The organism is Streptomyces sp. NPDC048185 (assembly GCF_043202495.1).
GTDB lineage: Bacteria > Actinomycetota > Actinomycetes > Streptomycetales > Streptomycetaceae > Streptomyces.
On sequence record NZ_JBIDAN010000013.1, the window covers coordinates 61,747 to 82,565 of the forward strand.

At 72.5% G+C, this 20,819-nt stretch carries 19 protein-coding genes and 1 riboswitch; of the genes, 6 read left to right on the forward strand and 13 right to left on the reverse strand.

Annotated elements, in window-relative coordinates; translation table 11 throughout:
• Positions 1 to 16 precede the first annotated feature (16 nt).
• From ACGF3H_RS30255 to ACGF3H_RS30295, 9 genes are all read right to left on the reverse strand, one after another.
• Positions 17 to 1,093, reverse strand: coding sequence for a hemolysin family protein (locus ACGF3H_RS30255; RefSeq protein WP_362496462.1), 1,077 nt, complete (start codon positions 1,091 to 1,093; stop codon positions 17 to 19).
• On the reverse strand, positions 1,090 to 2,421 hold the full coding sequence (locus ACGF3H_RS30260) for a hemolysin family protein (RefSeq protein ID WP_362496465.1): 1,332 nt from the start codon (positions 2,419 to 2,421) through the stop codon (positions 1,090 to 1,092). The genes ACGF3H_RS30255 and ACGF3H_RS30260 overlap by 4 nt, the downstream gene beginning before the upstream one ends.
• A 278-nt stretch (positions 2,422 to 2,699) precedes the next feature.
• The gene (locus ACGF3H_RS30265) at positions 2,700 to 3,179 is read right to left on the reverse strand and encodes a PH domain-containing protein (protein WP_362496468.1); all 480 of its coding nucleotides are present in this window, start codon (positions 3,177 to 3,179) and stop codon (positions 2,700 to 2,702) included.
• Between the two features lie 52 nt (positions 3,180 to 3,231).
• Positions 3,232 to 4,080: an ATP phosphoribosyltransferase gene (hisG, locus tag ACGF3H_RS30270; RefSeq protein WP_362496471.1), complete on the reverse strand. Its 849-nt coding sequence runs from the start codon at positions 4,078 to 4,080 to the stop codon at positions 3,232 to 3,234.
• Positions 4,081 to 4,136: 56 nt separating this feature from the next.
• Entirely contained in the window at positions 4,137 to 4,409 is a 273-nt protein-coding gene (locus ACGF3H_RS30275) for a phosphoribosyl-ATP diphosphatase (protein WP_030951748.1), read from the reverse strand.
• 34 nt (positions 4,410 to 4,443) lie between these two features.
• Entirely contained in the window at positions 4,444 to 4,929 is a 486-nt protein-coding gene (gene ribH / locus ACGF3H_RS30280) for a 6,7-dimethyl-8-ribityllumazine synthase (RefSeq protein ID WP_239770131.1), read from the reverse strand.
• Between the two features lie 29 nt (positions 4,930 to 4,958).
• Positions 4,959 to 6,248: a bifunctional 3,4-dihydroxy-2-butanone-4-phosphate synthase/GTP cyclohydrolase II gene (locus tag ACGF3H_RS30285; RefSeq protein WP_362496476.1), complete on the reverse strand. Its 1,290-nt coding sequence runs from the start codon at positions 6,246 to 6,248 to the stop codon at positions 4,959 to 4,961.
• On the reverse strand, positions 6,245 to 6,889 hold the full coding sequence (locus ACGF3H_RS30290) for a nicotinamide mononucleotide transporter family protein (protein ID WP_362496479.1): 645 nt from the start codon (positions 6,887 to 6,889) through the stop codon (positions 6,245 to 6,247). The genes ACGF3H_RS30285 and ACGF3H_RS30290 overlap by 4 nt, the downstream gene beginning before the upstream one ends.
• Complete coding sequence (locus tag ACGF3H_RS30295; protein WP_362496481.1) at positions 6,886 to 7,497, reverse strand: riboflavin synthase; 612 nt, start codon at positions 7,495 to 7,497, stop codon at positions 6,886 to 6,888. Before ACGF3H_RS30295 ends, ACGF3H_RS30290 begins: the two co-directional genes overlap by 4 nt.
• Positions 7,498 to 7,648: 151 nt before the next feature.
• Positions 7,649 to 7,779: riboswitch (FMN riboswitch) on the reverse strand.
• A 218-nt stretch (positions 7,780 to 7,997) separates the two neighbouring features.
• Between ACGF3H_RS30295 and ACGF3H_RS30300 the strand changes: the two genes are divergently transcribed.
• Both ACGF3H_RS30300 and ACGF3H_RS30305 read left to right on the forward strand, forming a co-directional pair.
• On the forward strand, positions 7,998 to 10,361 hold the full coding sequence (locus ACGF3H_RS30300) for a chitinase C-terminal domain-containing protein (protein WP_362496484.1): 2,364 nt from the start codon (positions 7,998 to 8,000) through the stop codon (positions 10,359 to 10,361).
• Between the two features lie 178 nt (positions 10,362 to 10,539).
• Positions 10,540 to 11,304, forward strand: coding sequence for an SDR family oxidoreductase (locus ACGF3H_RS30305; RefSeq protein ID WP_362496487.1), 765 nt, complete (start codon positions 10,540 to 10,542; stop codon positions 11,302 to 11,304).
• A 152-nt stretch (positions 11,305 to 11,456) separates the two neighbouring features.
• Here the strand turns inward: ACGF3H_RS30305 and ACGF3H_RS30310 are convergent, their stop codons facing one another.
• Entirely contained in the window at positions 11,457 to 12,650 is a 1,194-nt protein-coding gene (locus tag ACGF3H_RS30310; protein ID WP_362496490.1) for an ROK family transcriptional regulator, read from the reverse strand.
• Positions 12,651 to 12,796: 146 nt separating this feature from the next.
• Here ACGF3H_RS30310 and ACGF3H_RS30315 point away from each other — a divergent pair, with 146 nt between their 5' ends.
• A complete protein-coding gene (locus ACGF3H_RS30315) occupies positions 12,797 to 14,008 on the forward strand; it encodes an MFS transporter (RefSeq protein WP_362496492.1) in 1,212 nt (403 codons plus the stop codon).
• On the opposite strand, the gene ACGF3H_RS30320 is transcribed toward ACGF3H_RS30315, so the two are convergent.
• Complete coding sequence (locus tag ACGF3H_RS30320) at positions 13,968 to 14,426, reverse strand: thioesterase family protein (protein WP_362496496.1); 459 nt, start codon at positions 14,424 to 14,426, stop codon at positions 13,968 to 13,970. The genes ACGF3H_RS30315 and ACGF3H_RS30320 overlap by 41 nt on opposite strands.
• A 189-nt stretch (positions 14,427 to 14,615) precedes the next feature.
• On the opposite strand from ACGF3H_RS30320, the gene ACGF3H_RS30325 reads away from it, so the two are divergent.
• Positions 14,616 to 16,070: a solute carrier family 23 protein gene (locus tag ACGF3H_RS30325; RefSeq protein ID WP_362496565.1), complete on the forward strand. Its 1,455-nt coding sequence runs from the start codon at positions 14,616 to 14,618 to the stop codon at positions 16,068 to 16,070.
• Here ACGF3H_RS30325 and ACGF3H_RS30330 read toward each other — a convergent pair.
• Complete coding sequence (locus ACGF3H_RS30330; RefSeq protein WP_362496568.1) at positions 16,052 to 17,185, reverse strand: glycoside hydrolase family 6 protein; 1,134 nt, start codon at positions 17,183 to 17,185, stop codon at positions 16,052 to 16,054. The genes ACGF3H_RS30325 and ACGF3H_RS30330 overlap by 19 nt on opposite strands.
• Positions 17,186 to 17,358: 173 nt before the next feature.
• On the opposite strand from ACGF3H_RS30330, the gene ACGF3H_RS30335 reads away from it, so the two are divergent.
• Together ACGF3H_RS30335 and ACGF3H_RS30340 are read left to right on the forward strand one after the other, a co-directional pair.
• Positions 17,359 to 18,054 (forward strand): DUF5995 family protein, encoded by a 696-nt coding sequence (locus tag ACGF3H_RS30335; RefSeq protein ID WP_362496498.1) that lies wholly within the window; start codon positions 17,359 to 17,361, stop codon positions 18,052 to 18,054.
• Between the two features lie 93 nt (positions 18,055 to 18,147).
• Positions 18,148 to 19,077 carry an LLM class F420-dependent oxidoreductase gene (locus ACGF3H_RS30340; protein WP_362496501.1) on the forward strand — a complete coding sequence of 310 codons (930 nt, stop codon included), beginning with the start codon at positions 18,148 to 18,150 and terminating at the stop codon, positions 19,075 to 19,077.
• Between the two features lie 4 nt (positions 19,078 to 19,081).
• Here ACGF3H_RS30340 and ACGF3H_RS30345 read toward each other — a convergent pair whose 3' ends face one another.
• Positions 19,082 to 20,779: an NAD(P)/FAD-dependent oxidoreductase gene (locus ACGF3H_RS30345; RefSeq protein ID WP_362496504.1), complete on the reverse strand. Its 1,698-nt coding sequence runs from the start codon at positions 20,777 to 20,779 to the stop codon at positions 19,082 to 19,084.
• Between the last annotated feature and the right edge of the window lie 40 nt (positions 20,780 to 20,819).

The following is a 20,819-nucleotide window of genomic DNA, read 5'->3' on the forward strand; positions in this document are numbered from 1 at the left end:
CTGCGGGCGGCCGCGGTTACGCGAGGGCCTCCTCCGGGGTTCCGCTGGCCCGCTGTTCCGCCACCACCGGCGCCTCCCGGTGGGCCGGGTCGCGGACCTCGCCGACCAGGAGTTCGAGTACGTCCTCCAGTGCGACCAGGCCCAGCACCCTGCCGGACGCGTCGGCCACCTGGGCCAGGTGGGTCGCGGCGCGGCGCATGACGGTGAGGGCGTCGTCGAGCGGGAGCTCCGGGCGGAGGGTCGTCATCGGGCGCCACAGCTGCTGGGGCACCGCACGGTCGGAGTCCTCCACGTCGAGGACGTCCTTGACGTGCAGGTATCCCATGAAGGCGCCCGTGTCCGCCGCGACCGGGAAGCGGGAGTACCCGGTGCGGGCGGTCAGCGCGACGATCTCGCCCGGTGTGACCGAGGGGCTGACCGTCACGAGGGACTCGCGCCCGAGGAGCACGTCCGTCACCGGGCGGGAGCCCAGCTCCAGGGCGTCCTCCAGGCGCTCCTGCTCCTCCGGGTCGAGCAGGCCGGCCTGGCCGGCGTCCTCGACGAGCCGGTTGAGCTGCTCGCTGGTGAAGACGGCCTCGACCTCGTCCTTCGGCTCGACGCGGAACAGCCGCAGGATGCCCTGGGCGCAGGCGCCGAGCGCGAAGGTGATCGGCTTGCAGAGGCGGGCGAAGGCGACCAGGCCGGGACTCAGCCACAGCGCGGCCTTCTCGGGGGCGGCCATCGCGAGGTTCTTCGGGACCATCTCGCCGATGACGAGGTGGCAGAAGACGACGGCGGCCAGCGCGATGACGTAGCCGAGCGGGTGGATCATGCCGTGCGGCAGGTGGATCCACTCGAAGACCGGCTCCAGCAGGTGGGCGACGGTGGGCTCGGCGACCGCGCCGAGCGTCAGCGAGCAGACGGTGATGCCGAACTGGGCGGCGGCCATCATCTGGGGCAGCCGCTCGAGCCCGTACAGCACCTGGCGGGCCCGGGCGGTGCCGAGCGGCTCGATCTGGCTGCGGCGCACGGAGACGAGCGCGAACTCGGCCCCGACGAAGAAGCCGTTGGCGAGCACGAGCAGCGCCGCGAAGAGGAGTTGCAGGACGCTCATCGGGCGGCCTCCAGCAGCGACGCCGGTGCCGTCCGCACCAGCCGTATCCGCTCGGCGCGGTAGTGGCCGACCTGCCGGACCGAGAGCCGCCAGCCGGGCAGTTCCGCACGGTCCCCGACGGCGGGGATGCGGCCGAGGAGGTCGGCGACCAGGCCGGCCACCGTCTCGTACGGCCCCTCGGGCGTCTGCAGGCCGATGCGGCGCAGGGCGTCGACACGGCAGCTGCCGTCGACGTCCCAGGCGGGGCGGCCGTCCTCGGGCGGGGCGGGGGCGAGTTCGGGCACGTCCAGTCCGTCGTGCTCGTCGCGGACCTCGCCGACGATCTCCTCGACGATGTCCTCCAGGGTGACGACGCCGGCGGTGCCGCCGTACTCGTCGACGACGACCGCGATGGGCTGCTCGCTGCGCAGCCGGGTGAGCAGCGGCCGTACGGGCAGGGTCTCGGGGACGAGCAGGGCCGGGCGGGCGATGCGGCCGGCGGGGGTGCGCAGCCGTTCGTGCACGGGGACCGCGAGGGCGTCCTTGAGGTGGACCATGCCGACGATCTCGTCGATCTTCTCCCGGTAGACGGGGAAGCGGGACAGTCCCGTGGCCCGGGTCAGGTTGACCACGTCCTCGGCGGTCGCCGAGGACTGCAGGGCGCTGACCTTCACGCGGGGGGTCATGACGTGCTGTGCGGTCAGTTCGCCCAGGGACAGGGTGCGGACGAAGAGTTCCGCGGTGTCCTGTTCCAGGGCGCCGGCCCGGGCGGAGTGCCGGGCGAGGGAGACCAGTTCGCCGGGGGTGCGGGCGGAGGCCAGCTCCTCGGCCGGCTCGATGCCGAGCATGCGCACGAGCCGGTTGGCGACGGTGTTCAGTGCGGAGATCACGGGGCGGAACAGCCTCGCGAAGACGTGCTGCGGGCCGGCGACGAAGCGCGCGACGTGCAGCGGCTTGGACACCGCCCAGTTCTTGGGCACGAGCTCGCCGATCACCATCTGCACGGCGGAGGCCAGCAGCATGCCGACGACCACCGACACACCGGACACGGCACCGTCGGGGACGCCGATCGCGGTGAACGGGCCGTCCAGCAGCCGGGCCAGGGCCGGTTCGGCGAGCATGCCGACGACGAGGGAGGTGATGGTGATGCCGAGCTGGGTGCCGGAGAGCTGGAAGGACAGCTCCTTGAGGGACTCGACGACCCGGCGGGCACGCCGGTCGCCGTCGGCGGCGGCCTGTTCGGCGTCCGGGCGCTCGACGGTCACGAGGCCGAACTCGGCCGCGACGAAGAAGCCGTTGGCCAGGATCAGCAGGAACGCGGCTGCGAGGAGCAGCAGGGGGGTGGTCATGATGCCGCCGCCTCCGCAGGGACGCGCACCTCGTGGGTGCGGTCCGCGCTATGTCGGCAGGGGGCGGCGCAGGTACTGCAGGACGATCCGTCCATCGCCGGAGGGAGTCACTCCTCGGGTAGCAGGAACCCCCGCGCACCGGGCGGAGCGACAGGGGCGGAGCCGCGACGACCGCGTCTCCGTTCCCAGATTAATCACGAAAAGGGGGTGTGCGGCAGGGTGGAGGCCGCCGAGCCGGTCCCCGGGTGCTCCGGGAGGGGGCGCGGCGGCGTACCGGGTCAGCCGCGCGGCGCCTCGGGCCCGGCGGTGGTGCGGGCCTCCACCAGGGCGCGCAGGGCACGCGCGTCGGCGATGGCTCGCTGCTTGGCGATGCCCGGCTGGATGCCGAGCGCGGGCAGGCTGGTGCCGTCGCTGAGGTCGAGGAACACCCACGGGTCGCCGGCGCGGAGGTTCACCCGGAGGATCTCCGCCCACTCCAGGCGCCGCTTGTTCGTCAGGTTGACGACGGTGACGCCCGACTCGTCGGCGACGACCTTGGGCCGGGACAGCAGCATCAGGACGCCGGCCAGGAAGAGGGCCGTCAGCACGAAGCTGAGGCGCTCCCCCGGTCCCAGCCCGTTCAGCAGCAGGCCGACCGCCGAGACGGTGACGACGGTGGCCGCGGCCAGGCCGATGAGGACGGCACGGGTGCGGCCGGGCCGGAAGGTGACGGGCAGGGCGGGCAGGTCCGGTCCGGCGCCCGACGGTGCGTCCGACATGGTGTGTGTGCTCCGGGTCACGCTGCAGGGACGGCGGGTCGGGGGCGGGGGATCAGAGGCGGCAGGCGTGGATGGCCGTGGTCAGGATGGCCCGGGCGCCGATGTCGTACAGGTCGTCCATGATCCGCTGGGCCTCCTTGGAGGGGACCATCGCGCGGACGGCGACCCAGCCCTCGTTGTGCAGCGGGGAGACGGTCGGGGACTCCAGGCCGGGGGTGAGCGCGACGGCCTTCTCCAGCTGCTCGACGCGGCAGTCGTAGTCCATCATCACGTACGTGCGGGCCACCAGGACGCCCTGGAGGCGGCGCAGGAACTGCTGGACCTTGGGCTCCTCCGCGTCGGCTCCGGTACGGCGGATCACGACCGCCTCGGACTTCATGATGGGCTCGCCGAAGACCTCCAGGCCGGCGTTGCGCAGCGAGGTGCCGGTCTCGACGACGTCGGCGATGACCTCGGCGACGCCCAGCTCGATGGCGGTCTCGACGGCGCCGTCGAGGTGGACGACGGAGGCGTCGACGCCGTTATCGGCGAGGTGGCCCGCGACGATGCCCTCGTAGGAGGTGGCGACCGTCCTGCCCTTGAGGTCCTCGATGCCGGTCGCGGTGCCCGGCTTGGCGGCGAAGCGGAAGGTGGAGCGGGCGAAGCCGAGCGGGAGGATCTCCTCCGCGTCGGCGCCGGAGTCGACCAGCAGGTCGCGGCCGGTGATGCCGATGTCGAGGCGGCCCGAGGAGACGTAGATCGCGATGTCGCGGGGGCGGAGGTAGAAGAACTCCACCTCGTTCACCGGGTCGACGATCCGCAGTTCCTTGGACTCGCGGCGCTGCTGGTAGCCGGCCTCATGCAGCATCTCCCCCGCGGGGCCTGACAGGGAACCCTTGTTGGGGACGGCGATGCGCAGCATGAGGTCGGCTTCCTTTGTGTGAAGGGGGTGGGGGAAAAGCTCTGCGAGAGCTGGGCTCACAGGTGGGCGTAGACGTCGTCCAGGGAGATCCCGCGGGCGACCATCATCACCTGGACGTGGTACAGCAGCTGGGAGATCTCCTCGGCCGCCGCCTCCTTGCCCTCGTACTCGGCGGCCATCCAGACCTCGGCGGCCTCCTCGACGACCTTCTTGCCGATGGCATGGACCCCCTTGTCCACCAGTTCGGCGGTGCGGGAGGTGGCGGGGTCGCCGTTCGCGGCCTTGTGCTGGAGCTCGGTGAAGAGCTCCTCGAAAGTCTTCTTGGACATGGTGGCGCCCACTTTACGCGTAGTGCCGACCGGCCTAGCGCCACGGTTCGGATACTGAGCGGAGCGTGGCCGCCGTGGCGACGGCCGCGGTCACCGCCTCGTGTCCCTTGTCCTCGGTGGAGCCCTCGATCCCGGCCCGGTCCAGGGCCTGCTCCTCGGTGTCGCAGGTGAGCACGCCGAAGCCGACGGGCACGCCGGTGTCGACGGAGACCTGGACCAGGCCCTGGGTCACACCCTGGCACACGTAGTCGAAGTGGGGGGTGCCGCCGCGGATGACGACGCCGAGGGCGACGATCGCGTCGTAGCCGCGGCCGGCGAGGACCTTGGCGACCACCGGGAGCTCGAAGCTGCCGGGGACCCTGAGCAGGGTCGGCTCGTCGATCCCGAGCTCGTGCAGGGCGCGCAGGGCGCCGTCGACCAGTCCGTCCATCACCTTGTCGTGCCACTGTGCCGCGATGACGGCGACCCGCAGGTCGCCCACGTTGCGTACGGACAGCTCCGGTGCACCCTTGCCGCTCACGTGTCTCCTTGAATCCTTGCTCGCTGCGCTTACTGGTTGCCGCAGGTGGACACGGGCGTCGTGTCCAGCCAGGGCAGGTCGTGTCCCATCCGGTCCCGCTTGGTACGCAGGTAGCGGAGGTTGTGCTCGCCGGCCTGGACGGGCATTGGCTCGCGGCCGGTGACGGTGATGCCGTGCCGTTCGAGGGCGTCGGACTTGTCGGGGTTGTTGGTCATCAGCCGTACGGCGCGCACGCCGAGGTCGGCGAGGATCTGGGCGCCGGCGCCGTAGTCGCGGGCGTCGGCGGGCAGGCCGAGTTCCAGGTTGGCGTCGAGGGTGTCCCGGCCCCGCTCCTGGAGTTCGTAGGCGCGCAGTTTGGACATGAGGCCGATGCCGCGTCCCTCGTGGCCGCGGAGGTAGACCACCACTCCCCTGCCCTCGGCCTGGATGCGGTCGAGGGAGGCGTCGAGCTGGGGGCCGCAGTCGCAGCGCTGGGAGCCGAAGACGTCGCCGGTGAGGCACTCGCTGTGGATGCGGACCAGGACGTCCTCGCCGTCGCCGATCTCGCCGTGGACGAGGGCGACGTGCTCGACGCCGTCGACCGTGGAGCGGTAGCCGTAGGCGGTGAACTCGCCGTGCCGGGTGGGCAGGCGGACCTCGGCCTCGCGGCGGACGGTGGGCTCGGCGCTGCGGCGGTAGGCGATCAGGTCCTCGATGGAGATGATCGTCAGGCCGTGCTTGCGGGCGAACGGGATCAGCTCGGGCAGCCGCAGCATGCGCCCGTCCTCGCCGGCGATCTCCACGATGGCGCCGGCCGGGCGCAGACCCGCGAGGCGGGCGAGGTCGACGGCGGCCTCGGTGTGCCCGTCGCGGACCAGGACGCCGCCGGAGCGGGCGCGCAGCGGGAAGATGTGGCCGGGCCGGACCAGGTCGCCGGGCTCGGCGGTGCCGCTCGCCAGGAGCTGGAGGGTGGTGGCGCGGTCGGAGGCCGAGATGCCGGTGCTCACGCCGTGGGCGGCGGTGGCGTCCACGGAGACGGTGAACGCGGTCTTCATCGACTCGGTGTTGTCGTCGACCATCTGCGGGAGCCGGAGCCGGTCCAGTTCGTCGCCCTCCATGGGGGCGCAGATCAGGCCGCGGCACTCGCTCATCATGAAGGCGACGATCTCCTCGGTCGCCTTCTCGGCGGCGATGACGAGGTCGCCCTCGTTCTCGCGGTTCTCGTCGTCGACGACGACGACCGGGCGGCCGGCCGCGATGTCGGCGACGGCCTTCTCGACGGGGTCGAGGGCGAGGTCCTCGGGGCCGTCGGGACTGTAGAGGATGGGTGCCGTGCTCATGCGGGCGCTCCTTCCGGGACGGGCCGCGTCGCGTTGCGGGAGCGCAGCCACCAGTCGCGCAGGCCCCACAGGACGAGCGCGCCGTAGAGGACGTAGACGAAGCCGGAGAAGGCGAAGCCGTTGGCGAAGTTCAGCGGGACGCCGACCAGGTCGACGAGCAGCCAGGCGAACCAGAACTCGACCATGCCGCGGGCCTGGGCGTACATGGCGACGACGGTGCCGACGAAGATGTACGCGTCCGGCCAGGGGTCCCAGGACAGGGTCGGGAAGGCGGTGAACAGGCCGCCGACCGCGAGGGTGCCGAGGGCGGCGGCGCCGGCCAGGGCGCCGCGTTCGCGCCAGGTGGCGAAGCGGACGGCGATGGAGCCGTCCTGGCTCTGCTGCCGGCCTCGGTTCCACTGCCAGAAGCCCCAGGCGGCGACCACCATGACCACGACCTGCTTGCCGGCGCTGCCGGAGAGGTGGGCGGTGGCGAAGGCCGCGAAAAGGACGACCCCGGAGACGAACTGGACGGGCCAGGTCCACAGGGAGCGCCGCCAGCCGAGGGCGAGGCCGAGCAGACCGATCACGTTGCCGATCATGTCCGACCACTTGATGTGCTGGTCGAAGAGCGTGAAGGCCTCGGAGTTGAGCCAGTTCACTTGGCGTCTCCCTGTCCGGCGTGGCCGCCGAGCAGCCGCTCGACGTACTTGGCGATGACGTCCACCTCGAGGTTGACCGGGTCGCCGGGCTGCTTGTGGCCGAGCGTGGTCAGGGCGAGGGTGGTGGGGATGAGGCTGACGGTGAAGAAGTCGGGGCCGGCGTCGACGACGGTGAGGCTGATGCCGTCGACGGTGATGGAGCCCTTCTCGACGACGTAGCGGGCGAGGCCGGCGGGCAGGGAGATCTTCACGATCTCCCAGTGCTCGGAGGGCTCGCGCTCGATGATCTCGCCCGTGCCGTCGACGTGTCCCTGCACGATGTGGCCGCCGAGCCGGGCGCCCACGGCGGTGGGGCGCTCCAGGTTGACGCGGGAGCCGACGGCGAGGACACCGAGGCTGGAGCGGTTCAGGGTCTCGGCCATCACGTCCGCGGTGAACTCGTCGCCGTCGTGGTCGACGACGGTGAGGCAGACGCCGTTGACGGCGATGGAGTCGCCGTGCCGTGCGCCTTCGGTGACCACGGGACCGCGCAGGCGGAAGCGACAGGCGTCGTCGAGGGTCTCGACAGCGGTGATCTCGCCCAGCTCTTCGACGATTCCGGTGAACACTTCCCGGGTCCTCCTGCCTCTTCGGGCACGGACTCCGGGGCTGTCGACGAACGACAGAAAGGACGAGCGAGGACACCGGGAACGACGCCGGACGGGGCCCGCCCGTGACGGACGGCCCCAGAGATCGGCGGCGCGCACGTATGCCCGCCCGCCGCGCACTGCCTCCCATCCGGACTTTAACCGTCGGTCCAGGAATTTCACCTGGTCAACCGGCCGCTGGAAGCGACCGGGTCGCGGACTGTAACCGCCGGTTCGGACTTTCACCGACCCCGGAGTGCGCTGCTTCTGGTACAGGGCCAGTGTGCCACGGCCGGCCCGCACTCACTCCGACGGAGGGTGTGGGGTGGCTCACAGGGCACTTCGGCAGGGTACCCGTCACACCCCCCTCGCCCACCCAACTCCCCTGCGCGCACCCCCTCTTCGAGATTGGTCCATACCTATTGACTCACTGGTCTAGTCCTCTCTAGGGTCTGCGCAACTTCCGTGGAGAGGAACCGACTGTGCCGTCCCCCTCACGCTCCAGAACCCGTCACCGGGCGAGACCGGCCCTGTTCGCCGGCGCCGCCGCAGTCGCCGGCCTGGTGCTCGCCGGCCTCCCGGCGACCGTTTCGCACGCCGCCGACCAGGAGACCTGCCGCCCCGACGGCCTCTACCGCACCCCCGGGGTCGACGTGCCCTACTGCTCGGTCTACGACGCCGAGGGCAGGGAGAAGATGGGAGCCGACCACCCGCGCCGGGTGATCGGCTACTTCACGGGCTGGCGCACCGGCAAGGACGGCAAGCCCGCCTACCTGGCCTCGGACATCCCCTGGGACAAGGTCACCCACGTCAACTACGCGTTCGCGCACGTCGACGGGGCCGGCAAGCTCTCCGTCGGCCCCGAGGGCGCGACGAACCCCGCCACCGGGATGACGTGGCCGGGTGTCGGGGGCGCCGAGATGGACCCGGGCCTCCCCTACAAGGGCCACTTCAACCTGCTGAACAAGTTCAAGAAGCAGCACCCGAACGTCAAGACGATGATCTCGGTGGGCGGCTGGGCCGAGACGGGCGGCTACTTCGGGGCCGACGGCGCGCGCGTCGGCTCGGGCGGCTTCTACTCGATGGCCACCAACGCCGACGGCTCGGTCAACCAGGCCGGCATCGACACCTTCGCGGCCTCGGCCGTCGACTTCGTCCGCACGTACGGCTTCAACGGCGTCGACATCGACTACGAGTACCCGACGACGATGAAGGACGCGGGCAACCCGCTCGACCGGTCCTTCGCCAACGGCCGCCGGGCCGGACTGGTCAAGGGCTACGCGGCCCTGATGAAGACGCTGCGCGAGAGACTCGACCGCGCGGGCGCGGCGGACGGCAGGCACTACCTCCTCTCCGTCGCCGCGCCCTCCTCCGGATACCTGCTGCGCGGCATGGAGACCTTCCAGGTCCAGAAGTACCTGGACTACGTCAACATCATGTCGTACGACCTGCACGGCGCCTGGAACGCGTACGTCGGCCCGAACGCCTCCCTCTTCGACGACGGCAAGGACGCCGAACTCGCCGCCGCGGGCGTCTACTCCACGTCCCAGTACGGCGGCATCGGCTACCTCAACACGGACTGGGCCTACCACTACTTCCGCGGCTCGATGCCGGCCGGGCGCATCAACATCGGGCTGCCGTACTACACACGGGGCTTCAAGAACGTCACCGGCGGCACCGACGGGCTGTGGGGCAGGGCCCCGGCCACGCAGTGCCCGGCTGGCTCCGGCCTGACCACGTGCGGTGACGGCGCGGTCGGCATCGACAACCTGTGGCACGACCTGGACGACGACGGCAAGGAGTCGCCCGCCGGGTCCAACCCGATGTGGCACGCCAAGAACCTGGAGAAGGGCGTCGTCGGCGACTACCTGAGCGACTACGGCTTCCCGGCCGGTACCGGGCTGACCGGGACCTACGCCCGCAAGTACGACGCCACCCTGGTCGCGCCCTGGCTGTGGAACGCCGAGAAGAAGGTCTTCCTGTCCACCGAGGACGAGCAGTCGGTCAAGGCCAAGGCGGACTACGTGGTGGACCGCGGCATCGGCGGCACGATGGTCTGGGAGCTCGCGGGCGACTACGCCTGGAACGCGGGCAAGGGGCAGTACGAGCCGGGCTCGACGCTGACCGGCACGATGTACGACACCTTCAAGTCGGCCTCCCCGTACGGAGCGAAGCGGTCCACGACGGGTCTGCCGGCCGAGGCGCTGGACATCGACGTGGAGTTCGGGCAGTTCCCGCTCGGTGACTCCAACTATCCGATCGGCCCGAAGCTGACGATCACCAACAACACGCACACGACGCTGCCCGGCGGCACGGAGTTCCGGTTCGACTACGGCACCTCCGCGCCCGGCAACGCCAAGGACCAGTCCGGCTGGGGCACCACGGTCGTCCGCAGTGACCACACCGGGTCCAACGCCGGCGGGCTGAAGGGCGACCACCACCGCGTCTCGCTGAAGCTGCCGGCCTGGCAGTCGCTGGCGCCGGGCGCCTCCGCGACGGTCGACTTCGTGTACTACCTGCCGGTGTCGACGCCGTCGAACTGGACGGTGACGTTCGGCGGGAAGTCGTACGCCCTGGCCGGCGACCTGGCCCGGGGAACCACCGTGGTGGACGCCGGCCCGCCGACGCCGACGCCCACGCCGACGGACACCGGGTCGCCGGGCCCGACGCCGACGGACGGCACCGGTCCGTGCTCCGCACCGGCCTGGAGCGCCGCCGACCCGTACGGCGGGGGCATCACGGTGTCCCACGGGGGGCACTCCTGGAAGTCCAAGTGGTGGACGAAGGGCGAGGAACCCGGCACCACCGGGCAGTGGGGCGTCTGGCAGGACCTCGGCGCCTGCTGAGCCCCCCGCGAGGACCGGCCCGGCGGCCGTGACGAGGGCCCTTGCCCGCCGCCGGGCCACCCAGTGCCGTGACACGGACGGGCCCCGTCCGTGTCACACTTCCGGCCCGCTGATCCGTCCAAGCCCACGACGGGGTGTTCCACTCGGGAGCACCACCTGTGTGAAGGGGCTGAACAGCATGACCACGATCCTGGTGACCGGCGGCACCGGCACGCTCGGCCGGCTCGTCACCGAGCGGCTGCGCGCGGACGGGCACGAGGTGCGGGTACTCAGCCGGCACTCCCGGCCGTACGCCGTCGACCTCCGCAAGGGCGGCGCCGCCCTCGACGCGGCGCTCGACGGCGTCGCCACGGTCGTGCACTGCGCGACCACGCAGACCGGCGGCGACGAGCGGGCGGCCGCGAACCTGCTGGCGGCGGCCCGGCGGGCCGGGGTACGGCACCTGGTGTACATCTCGATCGTCGGCGTCGACCGCGTGCCGTTCGGCTACTACCGGGCCAAGCTGGCGGTCGAGCGGCTCGTCGAGGAGTCCGGGATCGGCTGGACGGTGCTGCGGACGACGCAGTTCCACGACCTGGTGGTGCGGCTGCTCCAGGGCCTGGCGAAGCCGCCGGTCGTGCTGGTGCCGGCGCAGGTCGCCGACCAGCCGGTCGAGGTGCGGGAGGTCGCCGACCGGCTCGCCGGGCTGGCGGCGGGCGAGCCCGCCGGGCGGGTCCCGGACCTCGGCGGTCCCGAGGTGCGGAGTTTCGAGTCGCTCGCCCGCGCCTATCTGGCCGCGACGGGCCGCCGGCGGCGGGTGGTGAACGTCCCGCTCGCCGGAAAGACCTACCGCGCGTTCCGCGCGGGCGGCCATCTGGCACCGGATGCGGCGCTGGGCAAGGGCACCTTCGAGGAGTACCTGACGGCCCGTTTCGGACGCGGCGCCGGAGGCGGCTGGGGATGACCGCGCGGCGGGCCCGAGCGCGTCGGTCCGTGCCGCACGCCTTCGCGGCCGCCGCCCTCGTGCCCCGCGCACGCTCTCCGGGCCGGGCCCGGGTCACGGTGCCCCGCGACCGGCCCGGCCCCGCGGCCCCGGCGGGCTCCGGGCGTCCGTGCCTAGTGTGCCGGCGGTCCGAACAGGTCGTCCTGGGCGCGGTCGCGGGCGGTCAGCAGCGCCCCCCGCAGTACGGCGCCGCCGCCCAGGGTGCCGGCGCGCACCTCGGTGGCGAGCGGCGACATCCGGGCGAGGCGGTCCCGCACCCGGGCGGCGAGGGTGTCGCCGCCGGCCCGCCCGGTCTCGCCGGCCAGCACGACGCAGCCGGGGTCGAGGACGGAGACGACGGCGGCGGCCCCGAGCGCGACGCGGTCGGCGAGGACGTCGAGGAACCGCCCGGCCGACGCGTCGGTGCCGGCTCCGCGTACCGCCGCCCGCACCAGGGCGGCGGCGTGCGGCTCCCCCGCGACGGGATCCGCCGTCATGCCGTGCCGGGCCGCGAGGGCGGCCACCGCCACCGCCCCGGTCACGGAGTGGAAACCGCCCGCGCAGTCGGTGGCCGACGGCACACCCGACGTGCCGGGCACCGGCAGGAAGCCCAGTTCGCCCGCGCCGCCGGAGACGCCGCGCCGCAGGACGCCGTCGAGGACGATCGCGCCGCCGACGCCCAGACCGAGCCACAGCAGGACGAACGTGTCCCGGTCACGGGCCGCCCCGTCGCGCTGCTCGGCCAGGGCGGCGAGGTTGGTCTCGTTCTCGACGCCGACCCGCGCCCCGGGCAGCCGGTCCCGCAGCGCGGCCACCAGGCGGCGGTGCCACTCGGGCAGGCCGGTCGAGTCGTGGAGTTCACCGCTGGCCGGATCGATCAGGCCGGGGGCGCCGACGCAGACGGTGTGCAGGCGGTCGGCCCCGGCTTCCTTCGCCGCGCGCTCGACCAGGGTGACCGCCTGTTCCACCGCGGGGCCCGTCCCGGTGCCGTCGCCGATCGGCGCGGACGTTTCACCGAGGACCCGGCCGAGCAGGTCCGAGACGACGACGGCGACGCTGTCGGTGCGCACGTCGAGGGCGGCCAGGTGGGCCCGGCCGGCGACGATGCCGTACAGCCTGGCGTTCGGCCCGCGGCGCTGCTCTCCCGACTCGCCGGTCACCTCGATCAGGCCGGAGGCGGTGAGGCGTTCGACGAGGTCGGCCACGGTGGGCCGGGAGAGGCCGGTCAGCTGCTTCAGCTGTGCGGCCGTCAACGGGCCCTCCTGCTGGAGCAGACGCAGGGCGAGCCGGTCGTTGATGGCCCGGGCGGTGCTCGGGGATGCGGGCATGCCGGGATCCTTCCAGATCGACGGGCGGGGAGTCGCGCCGAACTCCCTATCTATCAGGCAGGGTTCCTGATAGTTTACGCGGCGCGACGGGGCAGTGGAGCAGCTGACCCGTGCCGACCCGAGCCGACCCGACGGAGGAGCCCAGCATGAGCGCAGTGGTCTACGCGCACAGGGAGGTGAGGCGCGCCCGGTACGCCGTGGCCGCCGTGTTCGCCGTGCACGGCGCGGTCACCGGCTCGTTCGCGACGCGCGTGCCGTGGATCCAGGACCATGCCGGGGTGAGCGCGGGCCAGCTGGGCCTGGCGCTGGCCTTCCCCGCGCTCGGTGCCTCGGTCGCCATGCCGCTGGCCGGGCGCGTCAGCCACCGCTTCGGCGCCCGGACCGCCCTGCGCGGTCTGCTCGCCCTGTGGACGCTGGCGCTGGTCCTGCCCTCCCTCGCCCCGAACCTGCTCACCCTGTGCCTCGCCCTGTTCCTCTACGGCGCCTCGGCCGGCATGTCGGACGTGGCGATGAACGCGCTCGGCGTAGAGGTGGAGAACCGGATCGACAAGTCGATCATGTCCGGGCTGCACGGCATGTGGAGCGCGGGGGCCCTGACCGGCTCGGCGGCCGGCACCCTCGCCGCCCATCTGGGCGCGGACGCGCGACTGCACCACGTCCTGGCCGCGGGGGTGCTGACCGTGCTGGGACTGGTGGCCTGCACCTGGGTGCTGGACCTCCAGCCCGCCGAGGACGAGGACCCGCCGCCGCGGTTCGCGCTGCCGCCCAGGTCGGCGCTGCTGATCGGCGCGATCGGGTTCTGCGCGGTGTTCGCGGAGGGCGCGAGCCTCGACTGGTCGGCGGTGTACCTGCGGGACCAGCTGGACACCTCCGCCGGTCTCGCGGCGGCCTGCACCACGGGCTTCACGCTCACCATGGCGGTGGCCCGGCTCGCCGGGGACAAGGTGGTGGACCGCTTCGGCGCCGTGCGCACCGTCCGGGTGAGCGGCGTGCTGGCCGCGCTCGGCGGCCTGCTGGTGGTCCTCGGCGGGCATCCGGCGGTGGCGATGACGGGCTTCGCGCTGATGGGCCTCGGCATCGCGGTCGTCGTCCCGCTGTGCTTCGCGGCGGCGGGCCGGGCCGGCTCCAACCCGAGCCTCGCCATCGCGGGTGTCGCGACCATCACGTACACGTCCGGGCTGGTGGCGCCGAGCGCGATCGGCGGCCTGGCGCAGGCCACCAGCCTGGTGGTGTCGTTCGGTCTGGTGACCGTGCTGGCCTGCTGCCTGGTGCTGTTCGCGAAGGTGCTGCGGGCCGGCGACCGCAACCGGCCGAAGATCAGTCCGACGAGCGCAGCAGTGCCCGACCGGCAGCCCTGAAGGTCTCGCTCCACGGCGCCGGGCGCAGCGTCGCGGAGTCCAGCCGGACCAGCACCCGGGTGCCGCGGGCGTACGTGGTGGCGCCGTCCGCCGAGCAGAAGCGGAAACCGTACGTCAGCCCGGTCGTGCCGAGCCGCTCCAGCCAGAGGTGGACGGCGTACGCGCCCGGCCGGGTGACCGGCGCCTCGTAGCTGACCGTCAGCTCCTTGACCGCGTTGCACGCGTCGCCGGCCGCGGCCCAGTCGCCCTCGAAGCGGAAGCCGTGCTCGGTCCACAGCTCGGCCCAGGCCCGCTCGACCATCACCGGGTAGCGGGCGTTGTGCAGCAGGCCGAGCGCGTCCAGGTCGTCGAAGTGGACGGTGACGGGGACGAGCCTGCCGTAGGACAGGGCGGGGGCTGCGGGGGCTTCGGCGGTCACGGTCGGGGCTCCTGGTCCTGCTCGGCTGTGCTCACGTGCTGGGGATCCCCTCCATCCTAAGCGGACGCTCAGCTGGGTCGGCCGTGGGGGAAGGCGCTGGTCAGCGGGGGGCGTGGCGCAGAGGACGGCCGGCTACCCCTGACAATGGTGCGGACAGTCCTCATGTACCGAAGAAAGCGAAACCTCACCATGGACCTCGGCGTGCGATGGAAGCTGCACGGGGACGGGAAGACTCCCGCCCCCGGAGCGGTGGTCCGCCCCGACGAACGGCTCTCGTGGCCCCGCACGGCCGGGCTCGGCGCCCAGCACGTGGTGGCCATGTTCGGGGCGTCCTTCGTGGCTCCGGTCCTCATGGGCCTGGACCCCAACCTCGCGATCATGATGTCGGGCGTGGCGACCGTCATCTTCCTGCTCGCCACGCGCGGCCGGGTGCCGAGCTACCTCGGCTGCTCGCTCTCCTTCGTCGGCGTCGCCGCCGTGATCCGGGCGCAGGGCGGCACCAGTGCCACGGTGACCGGCGCGGTGCTCGTCGTCGGCGCCGTGCTGTTCCTGGTGGGTCTCGCGGTGCAGCGGTTCGGCGCGCGGATCATCCACGCCGCGATGCCGCCGATCGTCACCGGCGCGGTGGTCATGCTGATCGGCTTCAACCTGGCGCCGGTCACCGCCTCCACCTACTGGCCGCAGGACCAGTGGACGGCCCTGCTGGTGATGCTGTTCACCGGTCTGGCCGTGGTCTGCCTGCGCGGTTTCTGGTCCCGGATCGCGATCTTCCTGGGCCTGGTCTTCGGCTACGCCCTGTCCTGGGCCCTGGACCGGATCTTCGGGAAGATCCACTCGGTGGACGGCAGCGGCAAGGTCACCGACCACTGGCGACTGGACTTCTCCGCCGTCGGCCACGCCGACTGGATCGGGCTGCCCTCCTTCCACGGGCCGAGCTTCGAGTGGTCGGCGATCCTGGTCGCCCTGCCCGTCGTCATCGCGCTGATCGCGGAGAACGCCGGGCACGTCAAGGCGGTCGGTGAGATGACCGGCGACTCCCTCGACGACAAGCTCGGCACGGCGATCTCCGCGGACGGTGTCGGCTCGATGCTGTCCACCGCGGTCGGCGGCCCGCCCAACACCACGTACTCCGAGAACATCGGTGTGATGGCCGCGACCCGCGTCTACTCCACGGCCGCCTACTGGGCCGCCGCCGGTTTCGCCCTGCTGTTCGGCCTCTGCCCGAAGTTCGGCGCGGTCGTCGCCGCGATCCCCGGCGGCGTCCTCGGCGGCATCACGGTCATCCTGTACGGCATGATCGGCCTGCTCGGCGCGCAGATCTGGATCAACGCCAAGGTGGACCTGCGCAACCCGCTGAACCTGGTGCCGGCCGCCGCGGGCATCATCATCGGCGTCGGCAACGTCAGCATGAAGTTCACCGACACGTTCTCCCTCAGCGGCATCGCGCTGGGCACCCTGGTCGTCATCACCGGCTACCACGCGCTGCGCGCCTTCGCCCCGGCCCACCTCAAGACGCAGCAGCCGCTGCTGGACGAGGGCACGTCGTCGTATGACGAGGAGTCCGGCGGGGGGACCGGCGGCAAGACGGGCGGGCAGCCGGACGGGCAGATGGGGGACGGCGGTTCTCAGCGCGCCAAGTCGTAGGCGTACGACGGGGTGAACGTGCCCGGCGACCCCTTGCAGCCGTCCGACTCCCCCGGCAGCTTCACCCACAGGTAGGCGTCGATGCGCCCCATGCCGGTGCTCAGGGTCGGCGCGCGGCCGAGCCTGCGGCCGTCGGGGTCGCACCACTCGCCGTCGGGCGGGGCGCCGTTGCCGTTGCGGCTGGTGTCGATGACCGCGCCGAGGCCCGCCGGCCCGCCGAGGGCGTCGAGGACCGCGCGGTCGTGGGCGACCTCGTCGGCGGTGGCGTGGAAGTTGGAGACGTTGCTGAAGACGCCGTCCGAGGAGTCGGCGGAGGCGGCACCGGCCTGCTTGAGCCATCCCGCCTGCTCGGCGGGCGTGTGCCAGCCGGAGTGGCCCGCGTCGAAGTAGACGCGCGCCTTCGGGTCGGCGTCCTTCATGACGCGTCCGGCCCGGGCCAGGGAGGCGAAGCGGTCGGCCCGGTCGCCGTCGGACAGGCACTCGGCCTGGGCCACCGAGTCGGGCTCCAGGACGACGATGACCTCGCCGGAGCCCAGCCCCGCGGCGAAACGGTCGATCCAGTCGTCGTAGGCGTCGAGGTCCGGAGCCCCGCCCTCCGAGTACCCTCCGCAGTCGCGGTCGGGTATCACGTACGGCACGAGCACCGGCACGCGGCCCTGGGCGGCGGCGCCCGAGGTGACCGCACGGACCCGGGAGGTGATGTTCTCCGGCGTGTGGTCGGCGAACCACACGGCGGCCGGGTGGTCGGCTATGCGGGACTCGATGACGTCCCGGCGCGGGTCGTCGGGATGGGCCCGGACCCACTCCAGGACCTGCGAGTCGGGGTGCCGGTAGAGCCCGGCGGAGACCGCGGTGGTGCGCGGTTCCTTCCGTTCGGTCTTGTTCGGCGAAGGGCTTGGGCTCGCCTTCGTCGCGTGCTTCGAAGGGGAGGGCGAGGCGGAGGCCGGGGGCGTCGCCGAGGCGGAGGGGGCCGGCACGACGGGCGGGGAGGCCGGCCGCGGCGACCGCGTCACCCGTGGCCGTGCCTCGTCCGCGCCGCGGTCGTCGTCGCCGAGCGCGGTCAGCATGCCGGTCGCGGCACCGACCGCGACGACGACGGACGCCGCCGCGACCATCGCGTGGCGGCGTGCGGCGCGCCTGCGCTCGGTCCTGCGAGCGGCCAGCCGCCGGGCACGAAGGCCTGACACGTACGTTCCCCCTCCCCCGCACGACGGGCGCGTTCCCCCGTTCTGGGGAAGCGTCGGGCCCGCCGGCACTCCCGCCACCCTAAAGCTGCGACCCTGCCCCCATGGCGCACTGCGAGCAAGTCCCGACGGCCGTCCGGACGGTGGACACGGTCCTGACCCGGATGCGCGCCCTCGACGCCGCGCTGCCCGCGCGGGACGGGGTGGCCGTCTTCAACGGCGTCTACCTGGCCGTCACCGAGGCGGTCGACCGGTGCGTCGACCGCGGTCTGTTCCCGGACGCCCGGGCCGCGATCGCGCTGGACGTACGGTTCGCGGAGCGCTATCTCGACGCCGTCGACGCCCTGGAGAGCGGGCGCCGGCCGCCCGCCTGCTGGCGGCCCCTGTTCCAGTTCCGCCGCCACCCCGGCGTACGGCCGCTGCAGTTCGCGCTGGCGGGCATCAACGCGCACATCGGGCACGACCTGGCGCTGGCCGTGGTGGACACCTGTCGTACGCTCGGCTGCGAACCCGCCGACCTGGAGGACGAGTTCGACCGCGTGGGTGATCTCCTCGTGTCGCTGGAGGAGCGCATCCGCGACGAGCTGATGCCGGGTCCCGACGTCCTCCAGATCGCCGACCCGCTGACCCATCTGCTCGGCTCCTGGAGCCTGGAGCGGGCCCGCGACGCCACCTGGGCCGCGGCCCGGGCCCTGTGGGCGCTGCGCAGGATCCCCGACGTGGCCGGGGAGTTCACCCAGCGGCTGGACGCGGCGGTGGGCTTCGCGGGCCGCATGCTGCTCACCCCGCTGCCGGACTGACCCGGCCCGGTGCGCACCCGGAACTCACGTGCGTGCGCGGTACGTTGGCCCCTCGGGCAACATCGCACCCCGACCGCGAAGGAGCACCCAGGCATGACGACCCGGCTCGGACTCGGCCTCCCCCAGATGCGTCAGTACGACATCGGCAAGGACGTCCCGGACGTGGCCCGCGCGGCGGAACGGATGGGCTACGAGAGCCTGTGGGTCTTCGAGCGGGCCCTGTTCCCCGACCCCGCCGGCCAAGGGCTGTACGGCATCGAGGGCCTGCCCTGGCCCGACTCGTACCGCAGCGTGGCCGAGCCGCTGGTCACCCTGACGCTCGCCGCCGCGGCCACCGAGCGGGCCCGGCTGGGCACCAGCGTGCTGGTCGCCCCGCTGCACGTGCCGTTCCAGCTGGCCAAGGCACTGGCCACACTGGACGCGGCGAGCGGCGGCCGGGTGGTCGCGGGCTTCGGCACCGGCTGGTCCCACGACGAGTACGCGGCCGCGTCCGTGCGGCCGTTCGCCGAGCGCGGCGCCGCCCTGGACGAGCTGATCGAGGTGTGCCGGGCGGTGTGGGGCCCGGACCCGGTGGTGTACGACGGGCACGTCACGAAGATCGCGTCAGCGGTGGTCGGCCCGAAGCCCGCCCGGCCGATCCCGATCATGCTGGCGGCGGGCAGCGGCCGGGCCCGGCGCCGGCTGGTCGACCACGCCGACGGCTGGCTGCCGACCGGCATGGGCGCCGAGGCCGTCGCCGAGCAGTGGCGCCTGCTGCGCGACCTGGCCGAGGAACGCGGACGCACCGAGCCGATCCGGACGGTGCTCCGGGTCAACGCCCGCTACCGGGCGGCCGGCCAGGACGGCACCGGCCGCCGCCCCTTCCACGGCAGCGTCGACCAGATCGTCGAGGACCTGGCCGCGCACGCCGAGATCGGCCTCGACGAGATCCTCCTCGACCTCCAGGGTTCCCTGCGGGACGCCGAGGAGCTCAAGGACGTCGCCGCCGAGGTGTACGAGAAGGCCAGGGCGGCCGGGGTCTAGCTAGCTAGTCCTCGGGGAGCTCGACGGGCGCGATCTCGTCGTAGACGTCGCCCGGGCCGGGGTTGGTCGCGTCGGTCTCGCCGCCGAAGTGGTGCATGACGCCCCAGACCGCGTTCAGCGCGGTCTGGACGGCGCCCTCGGCCCAGCCGGCCGTCCAGGAGATGTCGTCGCCGGCGAGGAAGATGCCCCGCTTGTCCTCGGGCAGCCGCTCCTGCATGAAGTGCGTGAACAGGCGCCGCTGGTAGCGGTAGTGGCCGGGCAGGTTGGCCTTGAACGCGCCCATGAAGTAGGGCTCGTTCTCCCAGGAGACGGTCACCGGGTTGCCGATGATGTGCTTCCGGATGTCGACCTTCGGATAGATCTCGCCGAGCGACTTCAGCATGACCTCCATCCGCTCGTTCGCGGACAGCGGCAGCCACTTCAGGCTGTCGTCGCACCAGGTGTAGGAGAGGCAGATGGTGGCCGGCTTGTCCGGGCCGTCGTCCAGGAGGTAGGTGCCCCGGGTCATCCGGTCGGTGAGCGTCATCGACATCACGTCCCGGCCCGTCTCCTCGTCCTTGTCCAGCCAGAACGGCCGGTCGACGGGCACGAACAGCTTCGAGGACTCCATGTAGTGGGTGCGCTCGATCGCGGTCCAGTGGTCGATCGGGAAGAGCGAGTCGTCGCAGGCGATCTTGGAGAGCAGCATCCAGGACTGGGCGGTGAAGATCGCCGCCTGGTAGGTGCGGATGTCGCCGTCGGCGTCGGTCACGGTGATCCGGTTGCCGGCGGTCCGGTTCAGGCGGGTCACGGCCGGGCGGGGCTCGCCGTCCACGTGCAGGGACTTCAGCGAGGTTCCGTAGGGCCAGTGGACGATCTTCTCCGGCTCCCGCTCCCACAGGCGCAGCGGCAGCTGCTGGGAGCCGCCGACGATGCCGCGGTGGTGGTCGTCGGCCTCGGTGTAGACGACGCGGAGGATCTCCAGGATGGAGTTGGGGAAGTCGGTGTCCCAGCCGCCGGTGCCGAAGCCGACCTGGCCGAAGATCTCACGGTGCCGGAAGGACTTGAAGGCCTCGGAGTCGCAGAGGAAGCCGTAGAAGGTCTGGTTGTCGAGCTTCTCGACCAGCTTCGCCCAGATCTCGCGGATGCGCGGGACGTCGCGCTCACGCAGGGCGCGGTTCATGTCGGAGAAGTCGGCGCCCTCTTCGAGGCACTTGGCCCAGGCCTCGGCCACGTCCCGGTACACCTGCGGCAGGTCGTCCAGGGTCTCGGCGTAGTGCGACTCGCCCTTGAGGTCGACGACGGTGGAGGGCGTCGCCTCGGCGAGGGGGTTGGGGAACGAGCGGGTCTCGAGTCCGACCAGGTCGATGTAGTGCTGGAGCGCGGTGGAGGACGGCGGGAAGCGCATCGCGCCCATCTCGGCGGTCAGTGACGGGTCGCAGCCCTCGAAGCCGACGGTCCGCAGCCGTCCGCCGATCCGGTCGGCCTCGTAGACGACGGGCTTGAGGCCCATCTTCATCAGCTCGTAGGCGGCCACGATGCCGGACAGGCCGCCGCCGATGACGGCGACCTCGGTGCCGTGCTCGGTGGCCGGTATCTGGCCGAGGCCCGCCGGGTGGGCGAGGAAGTCGTCGTACGCGTACGGGAAGTCCGGCCCGAACATGGTGATCGGCGGCTGCTGCTCGTCTGCGTGCTCGATCGCGTTGGGCACCGTGGACGTCATGGGGTACGGACTCCTTGCACAGGTGGAACGGGGGAGGCGG

Excerpts from the sequence above, each read along its gene's own strand:
- ACGF3H_RS30255 (WP_362496462.1), bottom strand. The coding sequence starts at position 1,093 with ATGAGCGTCCTGCAACTCCTCTTCGCGGCGCTGCTCGTGCTCGCCAAC.
- ACGF3H_RS30260 (WP_362496465.1), bottom strand. The coding sequence starts at position 2,421 with ATGACCACCCCCCTGCTGCTCCTCGCAGCCGCGTTCCTGCTGATCCTG.
- ACGF3H_RS30265 (WP_362496468.1), bottom strand. The coding sequence starts at position 3,179 with ATGTCGGACGCACCGTCGGGCGCCGGACCGGACCTGCCCGCCCTGCCC.
- hisG (WP_362496471.1), bottom strand. The coding sequence starts at position 4,080 with ATGCTGCGCATCGCCGTCCCCAACAAGGGTTCCCTGTCAGGCCCCGCG.
- ACGF3H_RS30275 (WP_030951748.1), bottom strand. The coding sequence starts at position 4,409 with ATGTCCAAGAAGACTTTCGAGGAGCTCTTCACCGAGCTCCAGCACAAG.
- ACGF3H_RS30285 (WP_362496476.1), bottom strand. The coding sequence starts at position 6,248 with ATGAGCACGGCACCCATCCTCTACAGTCCCGACGGCCCCGAGGACCTC.
- ACGF3H_RS30305 (WP_362496487.1), top strand. The coding sequence starts at position 10,540 with ATGACCACGATCCTGGTGACCGGCGGCACCGGCACGCTCGGCCGGCTC.
- ACGF3H_RS30310 (WP_362496490.1), bottom strand. The coding sequence starts at position 12,650 with ATGCCCGCATCCCCGAGCACCGCCCGGGCCATCAACGACCGGCTCGCC.
- ACGF3H_RS30315 (WP_362496492.1), top strand. The coding sequence starts at position 12,797 with ATGAGCGCAGTGGTCTACGCGCACAGGGAGGTGAGGCGCGCCCGGTAC.
- ACGF3H_RS30325 (WP_362496565.1), top strand. The coding sequence starts at position 14,616 with ATGGACCTCGGCGTGCGATGGAAGCTGCACGGGGACGGGAAGACTCCC.
- ACGF3H_RS30330 (WP_362496568.1), bottom strand. The coding sequence starts at position 17,185 with ATGGTCGCGGCGGCGTCCGTCGTCGTCGCGGTCGGTGCCGCGACCGGC.
- ACGF3H_RS30335 (WP_362496498.1), top strand. The coding sequence starts at position 17,359 with ATGGCGCACTGCGAGCAAGTCCCGACGGCCGTCCGGACGGTGGACACG.
- ACGF3H_RS30340 (WP_362496501.1), top strand. The coding sequence starts at position 18,148 with ATGACGACCCGGCTCGGACTCGGCCTCCCCCAGATGCGTCAGTACGAC.
- ACGF3H_RS30345 (WP_362496504.1), bottom strand. The coding sequence starts at position 20,779 with ATGACGTCCACGGTGCCCAACGCGATCGAGCACGCAGACGAGCAGCAG.